Raw genomic sequence first — 18,194 nt, forward strand, 5'->3', positions numbered from 1 at the left:
CTGGCCCCCTCGCGGGGACCGCAATTCACAGTTCATAGGCCGCGCTCACCCTGCGCGCTGAGCCCTGCTCCGATGCGCATGCTCGGAGAGGGGTCGGCTGCGCTGCACGTCACCCCGGACGCGCCTTATGGCCGTCATCGGGGGCGCTGACACGCAGCGGACAAGACGAACGGGCGTGCCTCCTACACTGCTCTCGCGAACCTCGATTTAAGCGGACACGAACTAACCAATGTGGTTAGAAAGTCAAGCCATTCGTTGTAATCACCCTTCATACAGGCACACTGGACAGCACCGTCGGGGCTTTGCCCGTGCCTTTGCAAGACACCGTCATAAGCGATCTGCTCTCGGGCCATGCATGGAAGGCCAGAAAACCCTGCAACCTAGCACTTATCTCGCGTGCGTGCCACGCGGAGACGGTGCTCGCCCGGGACGACTCGCCCGTGGTTTGGACCGTGACCTGTCCAGCGGCCCGCGGCGGACAGGCCACACGCGCCGTTTCGGCATGTTTCGGCGTATTTCCGCGTATTTCCGCGTGTTTCCGCGTGTTTCCGCGTGTTTCCGCGTGTTTCCGCGTGTTTCCGCATGTTTCCACGGTCCTGAGCCCCTGTCCTCGCCACGAGCCGCGCGCCGGAGCCCGCGCACCGCAAGTCGCGTGCCTGACGCGAGGCCCAAGCTGGTTGCGGCCACGACGTGGTCACGGCCACGACGTGGCCCCCTGGAGAGCAGTGGAAGGACTTCACGCGGAGGCCGGCTCGGACCCGTCGCGGGCAGCCGCGGGAGGTGCGGCCCTTTGGGGGCTCACCTCCAGGGCTTGCGTTCCGGCGAGCCTCTTTTTTGGCTCGCCTGCACTTCAGCCCCTCCGGCGAGCCCCCAAAGGGCCGCACCCGCAGCCGCGGGCCGCGGGTTCCGTGCCAGGCAACGCGTGTCAGGGCCGCGGCTGGCCGGCGTCGGACGCGCTCGGCGCGCGCTCGCCGTCGAGCGCCGCGCAGATCTCGTCGAAGCGCTCGAACGGCGAGCACGGCACCCCGTCGCGGGCGCAGAGGGCGTCGAGGGCGCTGCCCCGCACCGCGAACACGCGATCACAGCGCCGCGCCGCGGGGTAGTCGAGCCGACCGTCGCCGATGTAGACCGTGGCCGTCTCGCCGGTGGCCGCCTTCAGCTGTTCGAGCACGCGAATCTTGAAGTCGTCTCCGGGACCGAGCGCGACCGTGGCCGGCACGGTCACGCACCAGCGCCCGTCAAAGACGGCATCGAAGCAGGAGAACGCCGTCCCCGGAGGCAGAAACTCGCGAATATAGAACGGTAGCCCGTGGCTGACCACATGAAACACCCACCCCCGGCGGGCGCACAGGGCAAGCAGCTCCTCGAAGCCCGGACGCAGCGCGGCATGGGGGCGCAGCTCGGCCAGGAGCTCGGCTTCCGGGCGATCCACATCGGCGTAGCCGCGGCGGAGGAGCTCGATCGCCGTGAGCTGCTCGCCGTTCGCAGGCGAGAGCAGCGTCTGCCGCCAGTCATAGCGCAGGTGAGCGTCCCAGATCAGGTTGGTCAGGTCGGCGCACGTGATGGTCCCGTCGAAATCACAGAGAATGAGCACGGCCGCTCATTGTGCACACCCGGAGGCGAGCCGCCATATCTCCCGGCGGCCCGGCGAGCCGCCCCTCGGCGCCGCCCGCGCTCCGGACGCCGGCCGACGGCCAACCCCGATCGGATTGCCCCGACGGCCAGCCTCGGTCGGGTTGTCAACCACGATCAGGTTGCCCACGGTCAACCAGGGCCGGGCTGCCCGCCTCGCCGGAGAGCGGACGACGACGTCGCGCGCTCAGCCCGCCGGGAATGGATTCCGCTCCTGGAAGCCGGCCTGGTGGAAGTAGGGGTATGGAAGCCTGGTCTTGCTGGCGGCGTCCAGCCTGGCGACCTGCTCCGGCGTGAGGTTCCAGCCGACGGCCCCAAGGTTCTGCCGGAGCTGCTCCTCGTTCCGGGCGCCGATGATCACGTTCGCGACGCTCGGCCGCTGCAGCAGCCAGTTGATCGCGATCTGCGGCACGGTCTTGCCCGTCTCCTTCGCCACCTCGTCGATCGCGTCGACCACGCGATAGAGATGCTCGTCGTCCATCGGCGGTCCGCCCTCGCGGGTCGCCTTGGTCTGGAGCCGGCTGCCCTCGGGCAGCGGCTGCCCGCGCCGGATCTTCCCCGTCAGCCGCCCCCAGCCCAGCGGGCTCCAGACCACCGCGCCGACCTTCTGGTCGAGCGCCAGCGGCATCAGCTCCCACTCGTAGTCGCGCCCCACCAGCGAGTAATAGGCCTGGTGCGCCACGTACCTCGAGAGACCGTACCTCTCCGACACCGCCAAAGACTTCATCAGGTGCCATCCAGAGAAGTTCGAGCACCCGAGATAGCGGATCCTCCCCGCGCGCACGAGATCGTCGAGCGTGCGGAGCGTCTCCTCGACCGGCGTGAGCGCGTCGAAGCCGTGGAGCTGAAAGAGATCGATGTAGTCCGTCTGCAGCCGGCGCAGGCTCCCCTCGACCGACCGGATCAGATGATGCCGCGAGGAGCCGACGTCGTTCGGACCAGAGCCCATCCGGAACGTCGCCTTCGTGGAGAGGATGACCCGATCCCGCCGCCCCTTGATCGCCTCGCCGAGGATCTCCTCCGACCGCCCGTCGGAGTACACGTCGGCGGTGTCGAACATGTTCACGCCCGCCTCGAGCGAGACGTCCACAAGCCGGGTCGCCTCGGCCACGTCGCTCGTGCCGAAGCCCCTGAAGAACTCGTTGGTTCCGCCGAACGTCGCGGTCCCGAGACTCAGCACCGGAACCTTGAACCCCGATCCGCCAAGCAGCCTGAACTCCATGAGATCTCCTTCGCGTCACGACGACCGGGGACAACCTGGTAGATGTGGGGGAAGAGAGATCCAGGAGATCTGCCTCTTGCCCCTCGCCGCGGCCGCAGGTGAGTTACGAACTTCAACGTGATCCGAAAGTCAAGACCTGGATGAAGCGTGCCCGCAGTTCAGCCACGCTGTACAGCCGGTGGGCAGGCGGGTGAGCGCGTGACGGCGTCAGCGCGGATCGCCCGAGGCGCGCCATCCGGCGCCGCGCTGGTCAGAGCCCGATATCCCTCCGGAACGCCCTCAGGGCCTCTGCGCTCGCGGAGTAGCGGAGCCGGTCCTCGCGGGGCATCTGGCCGAGCGTCCGCGTGTGACCTGCCGGGATGAACATCGGCTCCCAGTCGATCCCCTCGTCTCCCCGCTGCTCGGGGGCGATCTCGCCGAGGACGCCGCCCGTGTAGACGCGGAGCGTCCGGCCGTCGCAATAACACACCTTCTGGACGACCCGCGCGGCGCGCGACAGCCCTGCGGGGATGAGGGCGCAGATCCTGTCTTGCAGCCGCTCCCAGAACGGCTTCACGAGCGGCCCGGGGAAGCCGTTCAGGTGCTCGATGAACAGCCCGCCGTGCTCCACGAAGAGCGGGACGAGCGCCAGCCGGTAGGCGGCGATGGCCTTCTCGCGTACGACGATGTCGAGATCGGAGGAGAGGACCTCGGGCACGTCGAGCCGGAGGAGGCGGAGGGGCGTCGGGCCGTCCTCCCACACATGCGTCATGTCCTCGAGCTTTCGCTCGTTCGAGGAGACGAAATAGACCATGACCACCGCCCCTCACCCGTCCAGCGCGTCGAGCAGATCCACCACGCTCTTCGTCTTGTCGTTCGGGTCGAGCTCGATCACGTCGATGTGCCAGTCCTCGAGGAGCGCCGGCTGGACGAGCCCGGCGCCGAACGTGGCCCAGTAGCCGCGGCGGTTCGACGCCCGCCGCGCGCCGGGCGAGCTCCCCTCGAGGCGCATCTGCTCCATGCGGTACCAGATGTAACGGATGTCCACGTCGCTGAAGCTGTAGCCCAGGAACAGGAAGCTGTGGCTGAGCAGATCGGCGCGGAGGCGCTGATCGGGCGCCGCCTCGAGCCGCAGCCGGCTGAAGTACTGGGTCTCCGTGAGCACCACGGTCTCGGGGGAGTCGAGGTCGCCATGAAACTTGATGACCTGGCACACGCCGCGGGTCGGGCACCGCGCGAAGTCGTCGAACCTGGCGAGCGCGACGGCCCGCTTGCCCGCGTCCCGGAGCGCCTCCTCGATGTGATGCTCGAAGTTCGTCGTGTAGATGGTCGGAAAGTCGCGGCGGGCGAGCGCCTTGTGCTGCGGCGAGCCCCTGCGGCGCTCGTCGACCTCGCGCGCGTGAAAGCGAGCGCGCATCTCGGCGATGAAGCTGTCGAGGCCGCCGGGGCGCTCCCGGTCGAAGAAGCCGGCGAGCTGCGGGGGCAGGCCGTGCAGCTCGAAGAGCGCGGGCTCGAAGCCGAGCGCCGCGCCCATCCACCCCACGAGCTCCTTCCACATCGGCAGCCGGAGCGGGGCAGAGAAGCCCGCGCCGAGGAAAGGGATGAGGCGGCCCTCCCGGTACGCCTGCCGGAGCGGGACCGCCGCTTGCTCGAGGGTCAGCACAGCCATCGTCGGCGAGCGATGGTATCCGCCCGCCGCGCTCACGCAACCTTTGCCCGCTCGGCTGGACGCTCCTCCGCCGCGGCCGGGCCCACCGCCCACGACAGGACGGTCAGGCCAGACCACGACACAGGCGCGCGGACTCGAGGTCGAGGGCTCGCCCAGGGGCGCGGCGGCCGCCGCCGACCTTGACGGCACGCCGGCCACGGGCGGCAATGGGGGCCTGGAGCGCCCGAGGTGAGGTGTGCCGAGGCGCCGGCGGCCTTCGGCCGCGTGGCGGCGCAGGTCCAGCCCGGAGACGGGGTGGGTGTCGCAGGGAGAGAGAGATGAAGAGCAGATCTGCACAGTGGATGTGGGCGGCGTCGTGCCTCGTGGCCGGCGGTTGCACGACGATCGCGGGAATGGACGGGCCCTATCACCTGGTGGACAGCGGGGCCGGGGGTGACGGCGGGGCCGCGGGCGGCGACGGCGGGGCCGGGGGCGGCAGCGGCGGCGCGTGCTCGCCGGACGATGTGCGGTGCGCGGGGAACCGGCCGCAGCGATGCGATGAGGCTGGTCGATGGCGGGATGAGGCCGAGTGCGCCGACGAGGCGCCCCTCTGCGGCGATGGGCGTTGCGAGGGCCCGCCGAGCTGCGCCGACCTGCCGACGAGTTGCGGGCCGACCGGAGACGAGAGCTGCTGCACCAGCATGGTGGTGCCCGGGGGCGCGTTCCACCGGAACAACGACGACGCGCTCCCGGCGACGGTGAGCGCGTTCCGGCTGGATCGCTTCGAGGTCACCGTGGCGAGGTTCCGGGCGTTCGTGGAGGAGTATCCCGTGAGCTGGCCCTCGGCAGGGGCTGGCGCGCACCCGCGGATCGCCGGCAGCGGGTGGGACCCGGCGTGGGATTCCCGGATGCCCGTGGACCAGGTGGCGCTGAAGGCATCGCTGCAGTGCGAGGATCTCGCCACCTGGACGGACGAGCCCGGGGATCACGAGCTCCTGCCGATGAACTGCGTGAGCTGGTATCTCGCGTTCGCGTTCTGCGCGTGGGACGGCGGCCGGCTGCCCACGGAGGCGGAGCTCAGCTATGCGTCGTCCGGCGGGGACGAGCAGCGGCAGTATGCGTGGGCGGGCCCGGACACGACCGCGACGCCCGATCCGAGCTACGCGGTGTATGGCTGTGGCCACGACGGGGGGTGCGAGCTCGCGGACGTGCGGCCCAGCGGCTCGAGGTCGCCGAGAGGAGACGGGCGATGGAAGCACGCGGATCTGGCAGGGAACGTGTGGGAGTGGGTGCTGGACTCGTTCGGAGAGCCGCCGCCCGGCTGCGATGATTGCTCCGTCCTCGTCCCCGAGTCGGACAAGACGATCCGGGGCGGAGGATGGCGAAGCGAGGAGGCGACCCTGCTCTCTTCATCCCGCGAGCCCCGCGCCCCCAAGGGCCGCTTCGCCGGCGTCGGGGTGCGCTGCGCGAGGCCGCGATGAGAGGATGACGAGCGCCCGGCGACCCGCGGAGGACAGCGCGCGCGCTGCGCTCCGCGGATCCCTGGATCCTTGACGCCATCGCCGCCGCGCGCGACGCTCCCGTCGTGTCGGCCACGCTCGCGGAAGGGACCGTCTTCGCGCACCGATATCGCGTGGTGCGCCTCCTCGCCGTCGGCGCGATGGGGTCGGTCTACGAGGCGGTGCACGTCGAGACGAACCGCCGCCGGGCGCTGAAGATCATGCACCCGCACCTCTTCCAGAGCGACGAGATGCGCGAGCGCTTCAAGCGCGAGGCGCAGATCACCGCGGGGATCGAGAGCGAGTACATCGTCGATGTCTTCGACGCAGGCATCGACGAGGCGACCCGGACGCCGTTCCTGGTGATGGAGCTGCTCCGCGGCGAGGAGCTGGGCCAGCGCCTCAAGCGCGCCGGCCGGCTGCCGGGTACGGAGGTCGTGACGTACCTCCAGCAGACGGCGCTCGCCCTGGACCGGACCCACGCCGCCTCCATCATCCACCGGGACCTGAAGCCCGAGAACCTGTTCGTGACCCAGCGGGACGACGGGACGCCCCGCATGAAGATCCTCGATTTCGGCGTGGCCAAGCTCATCGCCGAGGGCGGGACCGCGGCCGGCGCCACGCGGAGCCTCGGGACGCCCATCTACATGGCCCCCGAGCAGTTCCGCGCCGGCACGAAGCTCACCGGCGCCGTGGACGTCCACGCGCTCGGGATGCTCGCGTACACGCTGCTCGTGGGGACGCCCTACTGGAGCCAGGAGGCGCTCGGCGCGGGCGATGTGATCGCGTTCGCGCTCGTGGCCGTCCGCGGCCCGCAGGAGCCGCCGGTCCAGCGGGCGCTGGCGCTGGGGGTGGCGCTGCCGCCGGCGTTCGATGCGTGGTTCGCCCGGGCCACGGCCGTCGATCCGGCGGCGCGGTTCGGCGCCGCGACCGAGGCGGTGCGGGCGCTCGCCGAGGCGCTCGGCGTCGCCGCGACCAGCAGCGGGCCGGTGTACACGCCGAGCGCGCCGCCCTGGTCCGCGGCGAGCTCCCCGACGCCGGCGCCAGCGATGACGAGCGCCGCCAGCTTCGGGGCGGAGCCCACGCCCCGGCCCCAGGGCGTGCCCTTCTCGGCGACCATGATGGAAACCGCGGTGTCCTCGGCCGTCCCGGCAGCATCGAGCCGGACGCCGCTCGTCGCCGCGGTGGTCGTGCTGGGGCTCGGGGCGCTGGGCGCGGGGAGCTGGCTCCTGCTCCGCGGAGGGGCCGGGGCCGAGCCGTCCGCGGGCGCAGCGCCGGACGCCGGCTCAGCGAGCGGCGCCGTCATCCCGACGGAGACCGCCGCGCCGCAGGCCGCGCAGACCGCCGCGCCGCAGGCCGCGGCGCCCTCGTCCGCGGCGGCGGCGTCCGCGTCCGCGGCGGCGGCGTCCGCGTCCGCGGCGGCGGCGTCCGCGTCCGCGGCGGCGGCGTCCGCGTCCGCGGCGAGGGCCGCCCAGCCCTCACCCGGAGCAGGCGCGGGCGCGCGTCGGCCCCCGCGCACGGCGCCCCCGCGCACGGCGTCGACCGCGCCCCCGCGCGCGTCCAGCTCGCCCGCGCGGGCGACGCCAGCCCCGGCCAGGACCTCCGCTCCCAGCACCAGAGTCCCCCTGCTCGGCCGGGATTGAGCGACCATGTCCGCCACAATCACCGTTCGCCCCTCGACCACGCCCGCTGACCCCTCTGGGTGCGCCAGACCATGACACGTCGTCTCCGCAGGATTGCCCATCTCGCTCTCGTTCTCTGCCCGCTCGCCCTCGCGGCGCCCGCCGCGGCGCAGGACATCGCGACGGCAGAAGCCCTCTTCAACCGGGGTCTCGCCGACATGGAGGCTGGCCGGTACGAGACGGGCTGCGAGGCGCTCGCCGCGAGCCAGCGCCTCGACCCCAGGCCGGGGACGCTCTTCACGCTGGCGACGTGCGAGGCGCGGTGGGGCCGCATCGCGACGGCCGTGACGCGCTTCGGCGACTACCTGGCCCTCTACCAGCGGCTCTCGCCGGCACAGCAGGTCCAGCAAGGAGAGCGGCCGAACGTGGCCAAGCAGCAACGCGACAAGCTGACCCCGCTGGTGCCCGAGCTCTCGCTCTCTCTGCCGGAGGACGCCCCCGACGGGACCGTCGTGAAGCGCGACGGTCAGGTGATGGGCGACGCCATGCTGGGCGTGAGCTTGCCCGTGGATCCCGGCGAGCACGTGGTGTCGATCGAGCCGCCCGGAGGGCCTGTCCAGGAGACGCGGATCCAGATCGCCCAGGGCGAGAAGAAGCGGATCGTGCTGGAGGTGAAAGGACCGGCGGCGGCGACGCCCGACGCGGGCAGCGCCGGCTCGGGCCGCCGAGCGGCCATGATCGCGACGGGCGGGATCGGCGCGGCGGGGCTCGTGCTCGGGGGGGTGATGGGCGCGCTCACGCTGGGCAAGAGGAGCGTCGTCGAGGAGCACTGCGGCAGCGGGATCGGCGTGGACGACGAGACGGCCTGCGACGCGACGGGGCTCAGCGCCGCGGAGAGCGCGAGCACCACGGGGCTCGTGAGCACGATCGGCTTCGGCGTGGGGCTCGCCGGGCTCGGGGCGGCGGCGGTGCTCTACCTGACCGAGCCGAAGCAACGCGACCAGGCTGCCGGCGCGACGTCGAGGCGCATCCGCGCCGGGGTGCTGGAGGCAGGGCCGGCGGGCGTCGTGCTCGGGGCCAGCGGGGTGTGGTGAGGCGGCGCTCGCGCGCATGAGGCAGCGCTCGCGCGCATGAGGCAGCGCTCGCGCGCATGAGGCAGCGCCCGCGCGCATGAGGCAGCGCCCGCGCGCCCTGCGCCTCCCGCCGCGCGAGGTGCGAGGCGCGAGCCCCCTCGCCGCCTCTACCCGCCGACGCGGAGGCGCGCTACATGCGCGGCGTGCAGCTCATCCCCGCCATCGATCTCCTCGGCGGCCAGGCCGTGCGCCTCCATCAGGGGCGCTACGATCAGGTCACCGTCTACGACCAGGACCCCGCGGCGCTCGCCACCCGCCTCCGCCGCGCGTGCAATCGACTGCACGTCGTCGATCTCGAGGGGGCCCGGGCCGGCCTGCCCGTGCAGGCCGACGCGGTGCGCGCCGTCATCGCGGCGTTCGTCACGGACGGCGGCAGCGTGCAGGTCGGCGGCGGCATCCGCTCCACCGCCGCGGCCGAGGCCTACCTCGCGCTCGGGGCCGATCGCATCGTGCTCGGGACGGCCGCGGTGAACGACCCGGCGCTCGTGCGCGACCTCGCCGCCCGCTTCCCGGGGCGCGTCGTGGTCGCCGTCGACGCCAAGGACGGGCGCGTGGCCGTCCAGGGATGGGAGCAGGTGTCGTCCGTCACGGCGCTCGACGTCGCCCGCGCGCTCGCCGGCGCCCCCGTCGCCGCGCTGCTCTACACCGACGTCTCCCGCGACGGGACGCAGGTCGGGCCCAACCTGGAAGCCACCCGTGAGCTCGCCGGCGCGTGCGGCTTCCCGGTGCTGGCTTCCGGCGGAGTCGGCTCGCTCGCTCACCTCCGCGCGCTCGCGCAGATCCCCGGCGTCACCGGCGTGATCGTGGGCCGCGCCCTCTACGAGGGGGCGTTCACGCTCGCCGAGGCGATCGAAGCGGCCGGCGCCTGACGGCGGCTCTGCGTTTTCGTGTACGCTTTAGCTCCGATGCCCGAGCGCGACGACCCACGGCCTTCCACACGCGAAGTCGCTGCCGAGGAGTTCCTGTTCCACCTGCACCGGGGCAGCGAGCTCCTGCAGGACAACCGGGTCCACGCCGCCAAGGCGGAGCTCGAGCGCGCCCTCTCGCTCCAGCCGAGCGATCCGAAAGGGCAGGACCTCCTCGGGATCGTCTACTTCCGGCTCGGGCTCTACCCGCGCGCCATCGCGATCTACGAGCGGCTCATCCAGGCCCACCCGGAGGCGGTCGAGCCGCGCATCAACCTCGCGCTCTCCTACCTCAAGACGGGCCAGCCCGCGCAGGCGCGGTTCGAGCTCGAGAAGGCGCTCGAGCAGAACCCGAAGCACCAGCGGGCCTGGGGTTACCTCGGGCTCGCGTTCCAGCGCATGGGCGACTACGAGCGCGCGAGCCACGCGTTCGCGGCGGGCGGCCACGACGCGATGGCGCGCCGCCTGCTCGACATGACGGGCGGGGGCGCGGGCAAGCACGCGAACGAGGCGCCCGACACCGAGGACCAGCCGCAGGTCGTCGAGGCGAGGGCCGAGGTGCAGCGCGCCGCGGGCGAGGCCGTGCAGGCGCTCGATCGGGCCGGCGCGGGGTTCCGGCACGACTCGGATCTGCCGCGCATCCCGTCCGGGACCTGGTCGGCGATCGAGCCGGGCCGCGAGGCGACGCCGACCATCCCGGCGCCGCCGTCGCTCCGGAGCCTCGGGGCCGACGCCCGTCGCGCCCCGGCGAACGCGCTGGCCGCGTCCAGGGCCGCCGGCCCGCGGGGCGGCGCGGCGGCGCCGACGGTCCCCTCGATGCCCGCGGTGCAGGCGCCGCCGGGCGGCGGCGCGCCCGCGGTCGCGCGCCGCGCCTCGATTTCCCCCGAGGATCCCTCCCCCACCGGCCGCTGGGCGGTCGCCGCGCCCGCGACGGCCGACGCGGTGGCCGCGAGCAGGAGGCCCGTCGCGCGCTCGTCGTCGTCGCTGCCGCCCCCCACGGCGTCGCCCGCGACGCAGTCGCCGCCGGCCGCGCCGGCGGCGCGGCCGCCCGAGACCTTGCTCGCGCTCGCGCGCGAGCGGCTGCTCATCTTCCCGCGCGACGCCGCGGTCGCGCGGCACGCGTCCGGCGTCGTGCTCGTGCAGGCCGCGAAGGGCTTCGTGGCCCGGCTCGACGGCATGCGCACGATGAGCATGCACCCCGGGACGGCCACGCACGCCCTGAAGCGGCAGGCGCGCGGGCGCGTCTTCGACGAGCCGCTCGGCGGACCAAGCACGCCGTTCATCGAGATCGGCGGGCGCTGCGAGCTCGTGCTCGCCGGCTCGGAGGGGCGGCGGCTCCACGCCGTGGCGCTCGTGGACGAGCCGGTCTACGTGCGCGAGGACGTGCTCCTCGGCTTCGAGCTGCAGATCGGCTACGAGAACGGGCGCCTGCCGGCGGGCGACGGCGAGGCGGTCGCGATGGTGCAGCTCCGCGGCCGCGGCCACGTCGTGCTCTCGGTCCCGGAGCGGGCCGCGGCGCTGGAGATCACCCCGTCGCGCCCGACGTCGATGCGCGCGACGGCGGTGCTCGGGTGGATGGGCCGGCTCCTGCCGCGCACGCTGCCTGCCACCGAGGCGCCCGCCGGGGCGCAAGGCTTCGTGACGTTCGGTGGAGAGGGGATGGTTCTCGTCGATGATCGCTAGCGCGGACACCTCCCTGCGGGGCATCAAGGCGCAGCGGCGGAGGACGCTGTGGGAGGACGCGAGGAACCTCCCGAACCTGCTGACGTTCGCCCGGATCCTCATGATCCCGGCCGTCCTCTTGCTCCTGTCGAGGGGCGCGCCGCGGGACTGCTTCTGGGCGGCGTGCGTCTACTCGCTCGCGGCGCTCACGGACATGCTCGACGGCTACCTGGCGCGGCGGCAGGGCCTCGTGAGCGTCCTCGGCAAGTTCCTCGATCCGCTCGCCGACAAGCTCATCGTCGCCGGCACCCTCGTGTGGCTGGTCCCGATGGGCCGCATCCCGGCGTGGGCGGTGGTGCTGCTCATCTCGCGCGAGATCACGATCACGGCGCTCCGGTCGATCGCGTCGACGGAGGGGCTCGTCATCGCGGCGGGCGACGGCGGGAAGGTCAAGACGGCGCTGCAGATGATCGGCATCGTCTGCCTCATCCTCGGCTATCCGTACCGCATCCACCTCGGGGTGGATTTCGGCGTGGTCGACGTGGTGCACGTCGGCCGGCTGCTCATCTACCTGTCGCTCGTCTTCTCGATCACGAGCGCCGCGCAGTACATGGGCCTGTTCATCGACGCCATCGACGCCAAGAACCGGCCTGCTCCACCGCAATAGATGGGCGATAGGCAAGCCCGCGCGGTTCTGCTAGACCAGCGCGCGTGAAAGCCCTGAAGACGTCGCGCGACGCCCTGCGCTCCGCGCTCCTCCTGGCCGCGCTCGCCGCGGCGATCGTCACCTCGGCCGCGAGCTGCAACCAGCAGAGCGAGGGCGAGCCGTGCGACCCTCGAAACGGCAACGAGGATTGCGCGTCGGGCCTCCAGTGCACGCGGGGCTACCGCGGCAACGTCTGCTGCACACCTGGCGTGCCGGGGACGCCTGCCTGTGACGCCAGCCTGGGCGCGGGAGGCGGCGGCGACGAGGGCAGCGGAACCAGCACCAGCACCAGCGGCGGCGGCGGCAACGCAGGCATCGCTGGCGGCGGCGGCGCAGGCACCGCTGGCGGCGGCGGCGCAGGCACCGCTGGCGGCGGCGGCGCAGGCACCGCTGGCGGCGGCGGCGCAGGCGCCGCTGGCGGCGGCGGCGCGGGCGCCGCTGGCGGCGGCGGCGCGGGCGCCGCTGGCGGCGGCGGCGCGGGCACCGGTGGCGCCGGCGGCGCGGGCACTGGTGGCGCCGGCGGCGCCGGCGGTCGCTAGATCGGCTCCCCCTCACCTCGCCTGAAAGCCCCCCAGAGAAGCCAAGAGCGGCGGTCACCCGCACAGGAGACGGGCCCAGATCGGCGTTTTCGGCGCGGAAGCGCACTCCTGTGCGCTGAGCACCGAAAACGCCGAGGTGGGCCCGTCTCCGCAGCGGGTGACCGCCGCTCTACTGGGAGAAGGCTTGGCGGAGGGCGTCGCCCGCGAACGACATCGCCTCGGCGCCCTGCGCGAGGCCGATGAGGGGCGCCACCAGGACGAAGCCGTGGAGCACGCCGCCGAACCGCTTGAGCCGGACAGGGACGCCGGCCTCCTTCAGGCGAGCGGCGTACGTCTCGCCATCGTCGCGCAGCGGGTCGTACTCCGCGGTGATCACCGTCGCCGCGGGGAGCCCTCCGAGGTCGCTCGCGCGCAGCGGGCACGCGAGCGGGTCGTCGCGGTCGGCGTCGCGCGCGAGGTAGCTGTCCCAGTACCAGCGCATCTCGGCGGCCGTGAGCATGTAGCCCTCGCTCAGCGCGCGGCAGGACGGCGTGTCGCAGCGCGCGTCCAGCGCCGGATAGAACAGCACCTGGTGGACGATCGCCGGGCCGCCGCGCTGGCGCGCCGCGACCGCCACGGCCGCGGCGAGGTTGCCCCCCGCGCTGTCGCCGGCGACGGCGATGCGCGCCGGATCGCCGCCGAGGCGCCCGGCGTTGTCGGCGACCCACCGGAGCGCCGCGAGGCAGTCCCAGAGCGGCTCCGGGAACTTGTGCTCCGGGGCGAGGCGATAGTCGACAGCCACCGTGATGCAGCCCGCGAGGTTCGTCAGCGAACGGCAGACACCGTCGTGCGTGTCGAGATTGCAGAGCACCCACCCGCCGCCGTGGAAATACACGACGATCGGCAGGGCGCCCGCGGCGCCCCCCGCGGGCCAGTAGATCCGCGCCTTGATCTCGCCGAGCGGCCCCGCGATCGCGCGCTCCTCGACGCGGTCGACCGCCTCGCTGGCCGGCATCGCGGCGGCGAGCTGGCACGCGGCGGCGCGCGCCTCGCTCACCGGGACGGAGAAGATGGGCGGTCCAGCGAGCATGTCCATCAGCGCCTGGGACTTGGGATCAAGAGGCATGAGCGCTCCCGTGTCGGTCTGGTGTCGGTCCAGCGGAATGCCCCACTCTAGCCGAGCGCCTCTGCCCTGCGTAGAGGCGTGTACCGCGTCGCCCGGGATCAGGAATCGGCGCGGCCGCGCCGCCTGAGCACGGCCGCTCCCGCGAGCGCGAGCCCCGACAGCGCCGCCCACGGCGCAACGGGCGCGCTCGGCTCGGCGGCGCGGCACGCGCACCCCGCCGCCCGCGGCTTCAGTCTCGGGTAGCTGGGCTCCGGCGTCGCCCCGCCGGATGCGCCGGTCTCCGGCTCGGTGGGCCCCGCGGGCTCGTCCACCGGAGGCGGAGGAGGCGGCGGCTCGACCCCGAGGTCCGTGCTCTTCACGGTCACGACGGTGTCCGGACAGTTCTTGTGACCGATCGCGAGGAAGTACGTCTGCGCGGGATCGAAGGGCGGATCGGAGGTCTCGTCGATGACGATCTCCCCCTGCCCCGCCGCGAGCTCCTTGACGCTGTAATCGTAGGACGTGGCCTCCGGCAGGGAGCCTGTCGACGTGAAGGCGACATGCCTGCCTGCCCTCACGTAGATGTTCCAGTCGAGATCGCCGCCGAGGGGCGCCTGGAGCTGCACGTCGAAGCGGATGCCCTTCGCGTCCGGAGGAGGCGTGCTCTTGAAGTGGAAGAAGCTCTGCAGGCTGATCTCCTTGCCGAGCGCCGAGCACGACACGCCGTAGCCCGCGCCCACGAGGTCGAGCCCGAACATCTGCGTCCGGCGCGCCTTGCCTCCGCTCAGATCGAGCACCTCCTCGCAGTCGTCGAGGCCCCGGCTCCTGAGGAGCTCCTCGACGACGGCGGCGTCTTCGGCCGTGAGCTCGCCGGTGCTGACCAGATCGTCGGCCGTCGTCCGGAGCCCCCGGGCGAGATCGTCGAACGAGGCGCTCGGGGTCAGCATCGTCAGCGCGCCCCAGACGAGCCGATCGCTCACCTCCTCGCCGAACCGGTCGCGCAGCGACCATGCGAGGCTGCCGATGATCTCGCCGTCCTCGTGCACCTCGCCGGTGAGATCGTCCGGACACCGCTTGACGTCGTTCGAGAGCTCGCGCTGCATGCCGAAGAGCGCGAGCGTCGCCTCGCCGAGCGTGGAGTCGTCGTTCACGGTGCAGGCGAAGTAGTCCGCGATGCCCTCGTCGATGCTGCCGCCCCAGGGGGAGATCCCGTAATCGGTCATCGCGAACTGGCCCTCGTTGTAGCCGATCGCGTTGGCAGAGACGTAATGGGTGAACTCGTGGAGGAACACGTCGGAGTCGTCCGAGAAATCGAAGAACGTGCCCTGGCCGATGCCGATGAGGTTCGGCGCGCTGAACGGCGCGCCCACGCCCTGCGGCGAGAAGAACGCGTTGTCGAGGGGCTGCCCCGCGTTCAGCATGTTGGCGACCGCGACGAGCTTCCAGCCGGGCGTCCCCATGTCGAGCTGGTGCACCGACGCGAAATAATCGCGCATCCGGGTGAGGTGGTAATAGATGCCGACCTGCGCGAACTCATCCCTCGCATCGCTCGCGGATCTGGGCGGATCGTAGAGGAAATCCTGCCCCGCGTTCGGCACGACGCGCTGCTCCAGGACGAGCGGATCGCTCACGAAGTCGCCGCCCACGTAGTTCACCACCTTGATGTTGCCGTCCCAGCCGCTCAACGTCTGGGGCGACGCCGCGTCGAGATCCAGGAGCTCGAGGTCCTGGAGCTCCGGCGTGACCGCGGAGCTGATCGGGTAGACGCGCCCGAGCACGTCGACGGCGAGCGGCCGCCGGTGGACGACCTCGCCGGTGTGCGCGTTCACGAGGTAGCGCTCCCCGCCGCGCGCGGACCGGACATCCACGACCCAGACGAGCTTGCCGCCCGTCTCTTCCTCGGGGAGCACGGCGAGCCCCGCGCTCGGCCGCTCGGCGAGCGTCATCCCGAAGCGCGCCTCGACCGCCCTCCGCGCGGCCTCCTCCGTGGTCTTCGGCGCCGTGGGGACCATCAGGTCGCGGGCCACGTCGAGCACCACGACCTTCACCCGGTTCTCCGGGGTGACGTGGACCGCCGCGGCGGCGCCGAGCACGGGCAGCCCGTCGTGGGCCTGCGAGAAGCGCACGGTGCGGTGCTCGCCGACCGGGAGCTCGTTCCGGTACCGCAGCGAGACGCCTTCGAGCCGGAGCTCGGCGGCGGCGCGCTTCAGGTACGCCTCCGCCGCGCCGCGCGCGCTCGCCGCGCCCGCCGCGGCCGCCGCGCCGCGGGCGGCCGGGCTCGCGGCGGGCGAGCCCGGCTTGGCCGGATGCCAGTCGGACGCCGCGGCGGATCCGGCGCCGAGCAGCGATGCGAGTGCGGTCAACGGAAGCAAGAGCGGCGATCGTCTCATGGTCCTCTCTCCGGCTGGATTTCTCTGAGCAGCGCTCGCGTGGGGCGCGGCGAGGCCGGACCGACGAGCGCGACCACCGTATCGACTTGTCTCGGGCCATCAAGGAGGAGCCGCGCGACGCTCTGCCCGAAACGCAAGGCGTTGTGGCCCCGGTTGGATTCTTGCCTGACCTCCTGGGTGGACATGCGTGGTATGCCTCCCGGACGATGCGCGCAGGCTCCCGTGGCTCCCGCTGAAAGAAACGTCTTGACTCGGCTCCCGGAGACGCTCTCGCCGAGCGACGTCGCCTCCGCCGGGGCGCCGCTGCCCGCGCGGGTGCGCGTCGGCGGCCGCGTGATCGAGGCCGCCGACGGCGCGGTCGTGCTGGCCGACGCGCTCGGCGCGCTGCGCGTCGCGCTCGCCGGCGCGGCGGCGAGCGACGGCCCGGAGGCGCCCGCCTGCCCGCGCGCGGCGGCGCTCGAGGTCGGCGATCTCGCGGTCGTGGTGGGGGCGCCGGCCGGCGGCGCGCTCGTCGACGCGCGGCTCGTCGAGCGGATCGCGCCGCGCAGGCCGCCGCGCGAGCGCGCGGGCGCGGCGGCGCCCCCCTCGAGCGAGACGGAGCGCGCGATCCACCGCGGGCGCGGCGCGGCGCTCGCGCGGCGCGCGGAGGCGCTCGCGGCGATCCGGGCGCTGTTCGCGGAGGCCGGGTTCCTCGAGGTGGAGACGCCCAGCATGGTCCCCTCCCCCGGGCTCGACCTGCACCTCGACGCGTTCGAGGTGCAGGCGGCGCGCCCGACATACCTGATCACGAGCCCCGAATACCAGATGAAGCGGCTGCTCGCGGGCGGCGTCGCGCGCTGCTTCCAGCTCGCGCGCTGCTTCCGGCGCGGCGAGCTCGGCGACAGGCACAACCCGGAGTTCACGATGCTCGAATGGTACCGTGCCTTCGCCGGCGTGGACGAGGTCATGTCCGACACCGAGGCGATAGTGCGGCGCGTCGCGCGCGCGCTCGGCTCGGACGGCGTGATCTCGGTGTCCGGCAGGGCGGTGAGCCTCGAGGCGCCGTTCCCGCGCATCGCTGTCGGCGACGCATTCGCGCGCTGGGCGGGCGTGCCCGCGGACGACGCGATCGCGCTCGCGTCGCGCGACGAGGAGCGGTTCTTTCGCCTGCTCGTGGACGCGGTGGAGCCGGCGATAGCGGCGCTGCCGCGCCCGGTGTTCCTGGTCGATTTCCCCGCGCCGCTCGCGTCGCTCGCGCGGCTCAAGCCGGACGATCCGCGGGTGTGCGAGCGATTCGAGCTTTACGTCGCGGGCGTCGAGCTCTGCAACGGCTTCGGCGAGCTGACCTGTCCGGTCGAGCAGCGCGCGCGCTTCCTCGCCGATCAGGCGGCGCGGGCGCGCGCGGGCAAGCCGGTCTACCCGATCGACCAGCGCTTCCTCGACGCGCTCGAGGAGGGCATGCCGCCCGCGGCCGGCAACGCGCTCGGGGTCGATCGGCTCGTCGCGCTGTGCCTCGGCGCCGCGTCGATCGGCGACGTCCTCGCCTTCCCCCACGGCTGGCTGCGATGACCGCGCCGACGCCCGAGGGCGGCGCGCGCCTCTCCCCGGAGGCGCTCTCGGGGCTCGCCCGCAAGTACCGCGCGCTCGCGGACCTCCGCCTCGCCAGGGCGCGCGGCGAGCCGATCCCGGACAAGCAGGTGTTCCGCGCGCTCGCGCGGGAGTTCCCCGGCGCGCTGAACGAGCTCGACAACCTGCCCCTCGACGAGATCGAGCGCCGCCTCGACGCGATAGCGCGCGCGCGGGGCGGCGCGCCGGAGGAGCGCTGGATGGCGTGGATCCACGGCTATCACGCGCTCATGCGGGCCGCGCTCTACGTGAAGATCCGCGTCGCGCGGCGGGAGGCGCTCTCGGAGCTCGAGGCCTCGTCGCTCGCGGAGCGGGCGGCGGAGCACGCCGGCGCGGCGGTCGACGCCGCGTTCGTGATGGGGGTGAAGGCGCCGCCGGACGGCCGGCTGAACCGCCTCGTGCTCGGGCGCCTCGCGGCGATGTTCGGCGCGTCGCCCGCCGAGCTGCGGGCGACGATGTTCCCGGGTCGGCCTCGCGGGAGCGGGTGAGGTGTCGAGCGCCGGCCGCGCGGCCGCGCTCCCTCCACACGGCGCGCGGACCGCGTGAGAGCGCCGCGCCGGGGCATTGA

15 protein-coding genes are annotated in these 18,194 nt (G+C 73.2%); 9 read left to right on the forward strand and 6 right to left on the reverse strand.

The annotated features are described in order from the left end of the window. Window positions 1-925: 925 nt before the first annotated feature. From WMF31_RS24210 to WMF31_RS24225, 4 genes are all read right to left on the reverse strand, one after another. A complete protein-coding gene (locus tag WMF31_RS24210; protein ID WP_436604206.1) occupies window positions 926-1,594 on the reverse strand; it encodes an HAD-IB family phosphatase in 669 nt (222 codons plus the stop codon). A 225-nt stretch (window positions 1,595-1,819) separates the two neighbouring features. Then, entirely contained in the window at window positions 1,820-2,854 is a 1,035-nt protein-coding gene (locus WMF31_RS24215; RefSeq protein ID WP_436604207.1) for an aldo/keto reductase, read from the reverse strand. A 250-nt stretch (window positions 2,855-3,104) separates the two neighbouring features. Beyond that, window positions 3,105-3,647 (reverse strand): non-canonical purine NTP pyrophosphatase, encoded by a 543-nt coding sequence (locus tag WMF31_RS24220; protein ID WP_436604208.1) that lies wholly within the window; start codon window positions 3,645-3,647, stop codon window positions 3,105-3,107. A gap of 12 nt (window positions 3,648-3,659) precedes the next feature. Beyond that, the gene (locus tag WMF31_RS24225; protein WP_436604209.1) at window positions 3,660-4,502 is read right to left on the reverse strand and encodes an SIR2 family NAD-dependent protein deacylase; all 843 of its coding nucleotides are present in this window, start codon (window positions 4,500-4,502) and stop codon (window positions 3,660-3,662) included. 317 nt (window positions 4,503-4,819) lie between these two features. On the opposite strand from WMF31_RS24225, the gene WMF31_RS24230 reads away from it, so the two are divergent. The 7 genes from WMF31_RS24230 to WMF31_RS24260 all read left to right on the forward strand — a co-directional run bounded on the left by WMF31_RS24230 (window position 4,820) and on the right by WMF31_RS24260 (window position 12,547). Then, window positions 4,820-5,962, forward strand: a complete 1,143-nt coding sequence (locus WMF31_RS24230; protein ID WP_436604210.1) for a formylglycine-generating enzyme family protein — start codon at window positions 4,820-4,822, stop codon at window positions 5,960-5,962. 104 nt (window positions 5,963-6,066) lie between these two features. After that, on the forward strand, window positions 6,067-7,623 hold the full coding sequence (locus WMF31_RS24235; protein ID WP_436604211.1) for a protein kinase domain-containing protein: 1,557 nt from the start codon (window positions 6,067-6,069) through the stop codon (window positions 7,621-7,623). Window positions 7,624-7,694: 71 nt separating this feature from the next. Further along, window positions 7,695-8,696 carry a hypothetical protein gene (locus WMF31_RS24240; protein ID WP_436604212.1) on the forward strand — a complete coding sequence of 334 codons (1,002 nt, stop codon included), beginning with the start codon at window positions 7,695-7,697 and terminating at the stop codon, window positions 8,694-8,696. Between the two features lie 182 nt (window positions 8,697-8,878). Then, window positions 8,879-9,604, forward strand: coding sequence for a 1-(5-phosphoribosyl)-5-[(5-phosphoribosylamino)methylideneamino]imidazole-4-carboxamide isomerase (hisA, locus tag WMF31_RS24245; protein ID WP_436604213.1), 726 nt, complete (start codon window positions 8,879-8,881; stop codon window positions 9,602-9,604). Window positions 9,605-9,640: 36 nt separating this feature from the next. Continuing rightward, on the forward strand, window positions 9,641-11,323 hold the full coding sequence (locus WMF31_RS24250) for a tetratricopeptide repeat protein (RefSeq protein ID WP_436604214.1): 1,683 nt from the start codon (window positions 9,641-9,643) through the stop codon (window positions 11,321-11,323). Then, the gene (gene pgsA / locus WMF31_RS24255; protein WP_436604215.1) at window positions 11,313-11,969 is read left to right on the forward strand and encodes a CDP-diacylglycerol--glycerol-3-phosphate 3-phosphatidyltransferase; all 657 of its coding nucleotides are present in this window, start codon (window positions 11,313-11,315) and stop codon (window positions 11,967-11,969) included. Before WMF31_RS24250 ends, pgsA begins: the two co-directional genes overlap by 11 nt. 44 nt (window positions 11,970-12,013) lie before the next feature. Further along, a complete protein-coding gene (locus WMF31_RS24260; protein ID WP_436604216.1) occupies window positions 12,014-12,547 on the forward strand; it encodes a hypothetical protein in 534 nt (177 codons plus the stop codon). A 169-nt stretch (window positions 12,548-12,716) separates the two neighbouring features. On the opposite strand, the gene WMF31_RS24265 is transcribed toward WMF31_RS24260, so the two are convergent. Then, window positions 12,717-13,652 carry an alpha/beta hydrolase gene (locus WMF31_RS24265; protein ID WP_436604217.1) on the reverse strand — a complete coding sequence of 312 codons (936 nt, stop codon included), beginning with the start codon at window positions 13,650-13,652 and terminating at the stop codon, window positions 12,717-12,719. Window positions 13,653-13,750: 98 nt separating this feature from the next. After that, window positions 13,751-15,994 (reverse strand): hypothetical protein, encoded by a 2,244-nt coding sequence (locus WMF31_RS24270; RefSeq protein WP_436604218.1) that lies wholly within the window; start codon window positions 15,992-15,994, stop codon window positions 13,751-13,753. Window positions 15,995-16,267: 273 nt separating this feature from the next. Between WMF31_RS24270 and epmA the strand changes: the two genes are divergently transcribed. Continuing rightward, window positions 16,268-17,569 (forward strand): EF-P lysine aminoacylase EpmA, encoded by a 1,302-nt coding sequence (gene epmA, locus WMF31_RS24275; RefSeq protein WP_436604219.1) that lies wholly within the window; start codon window positions 16,268-16,270, stop codon window positions 17,567-17,569. Then, entirely contained in the window at window positions 17,566-18,114 is a 549-nt protein-coding gene (locus tag WMF31_RS24280; RefSeq protein WP_436604220.1) for a hypothetical protein, read from the forward strand. Before epmA ends, WMF31_RS24280 begins: the two co-directional genes overlap by 4 nt. The last annotated feature ends 80 nt before the right edge of the window (window positions 18,115-18,194 follow it).

Source organism: Sorangium sp. So ce1036, from assembly GCF_051369805.1.
Classification (GTDB): Bacteria; Myxococcota_A; Polyangia; order Polyangiales; family Polyangiaceae; genus Sorangium; species Sorangium cellulosum_F.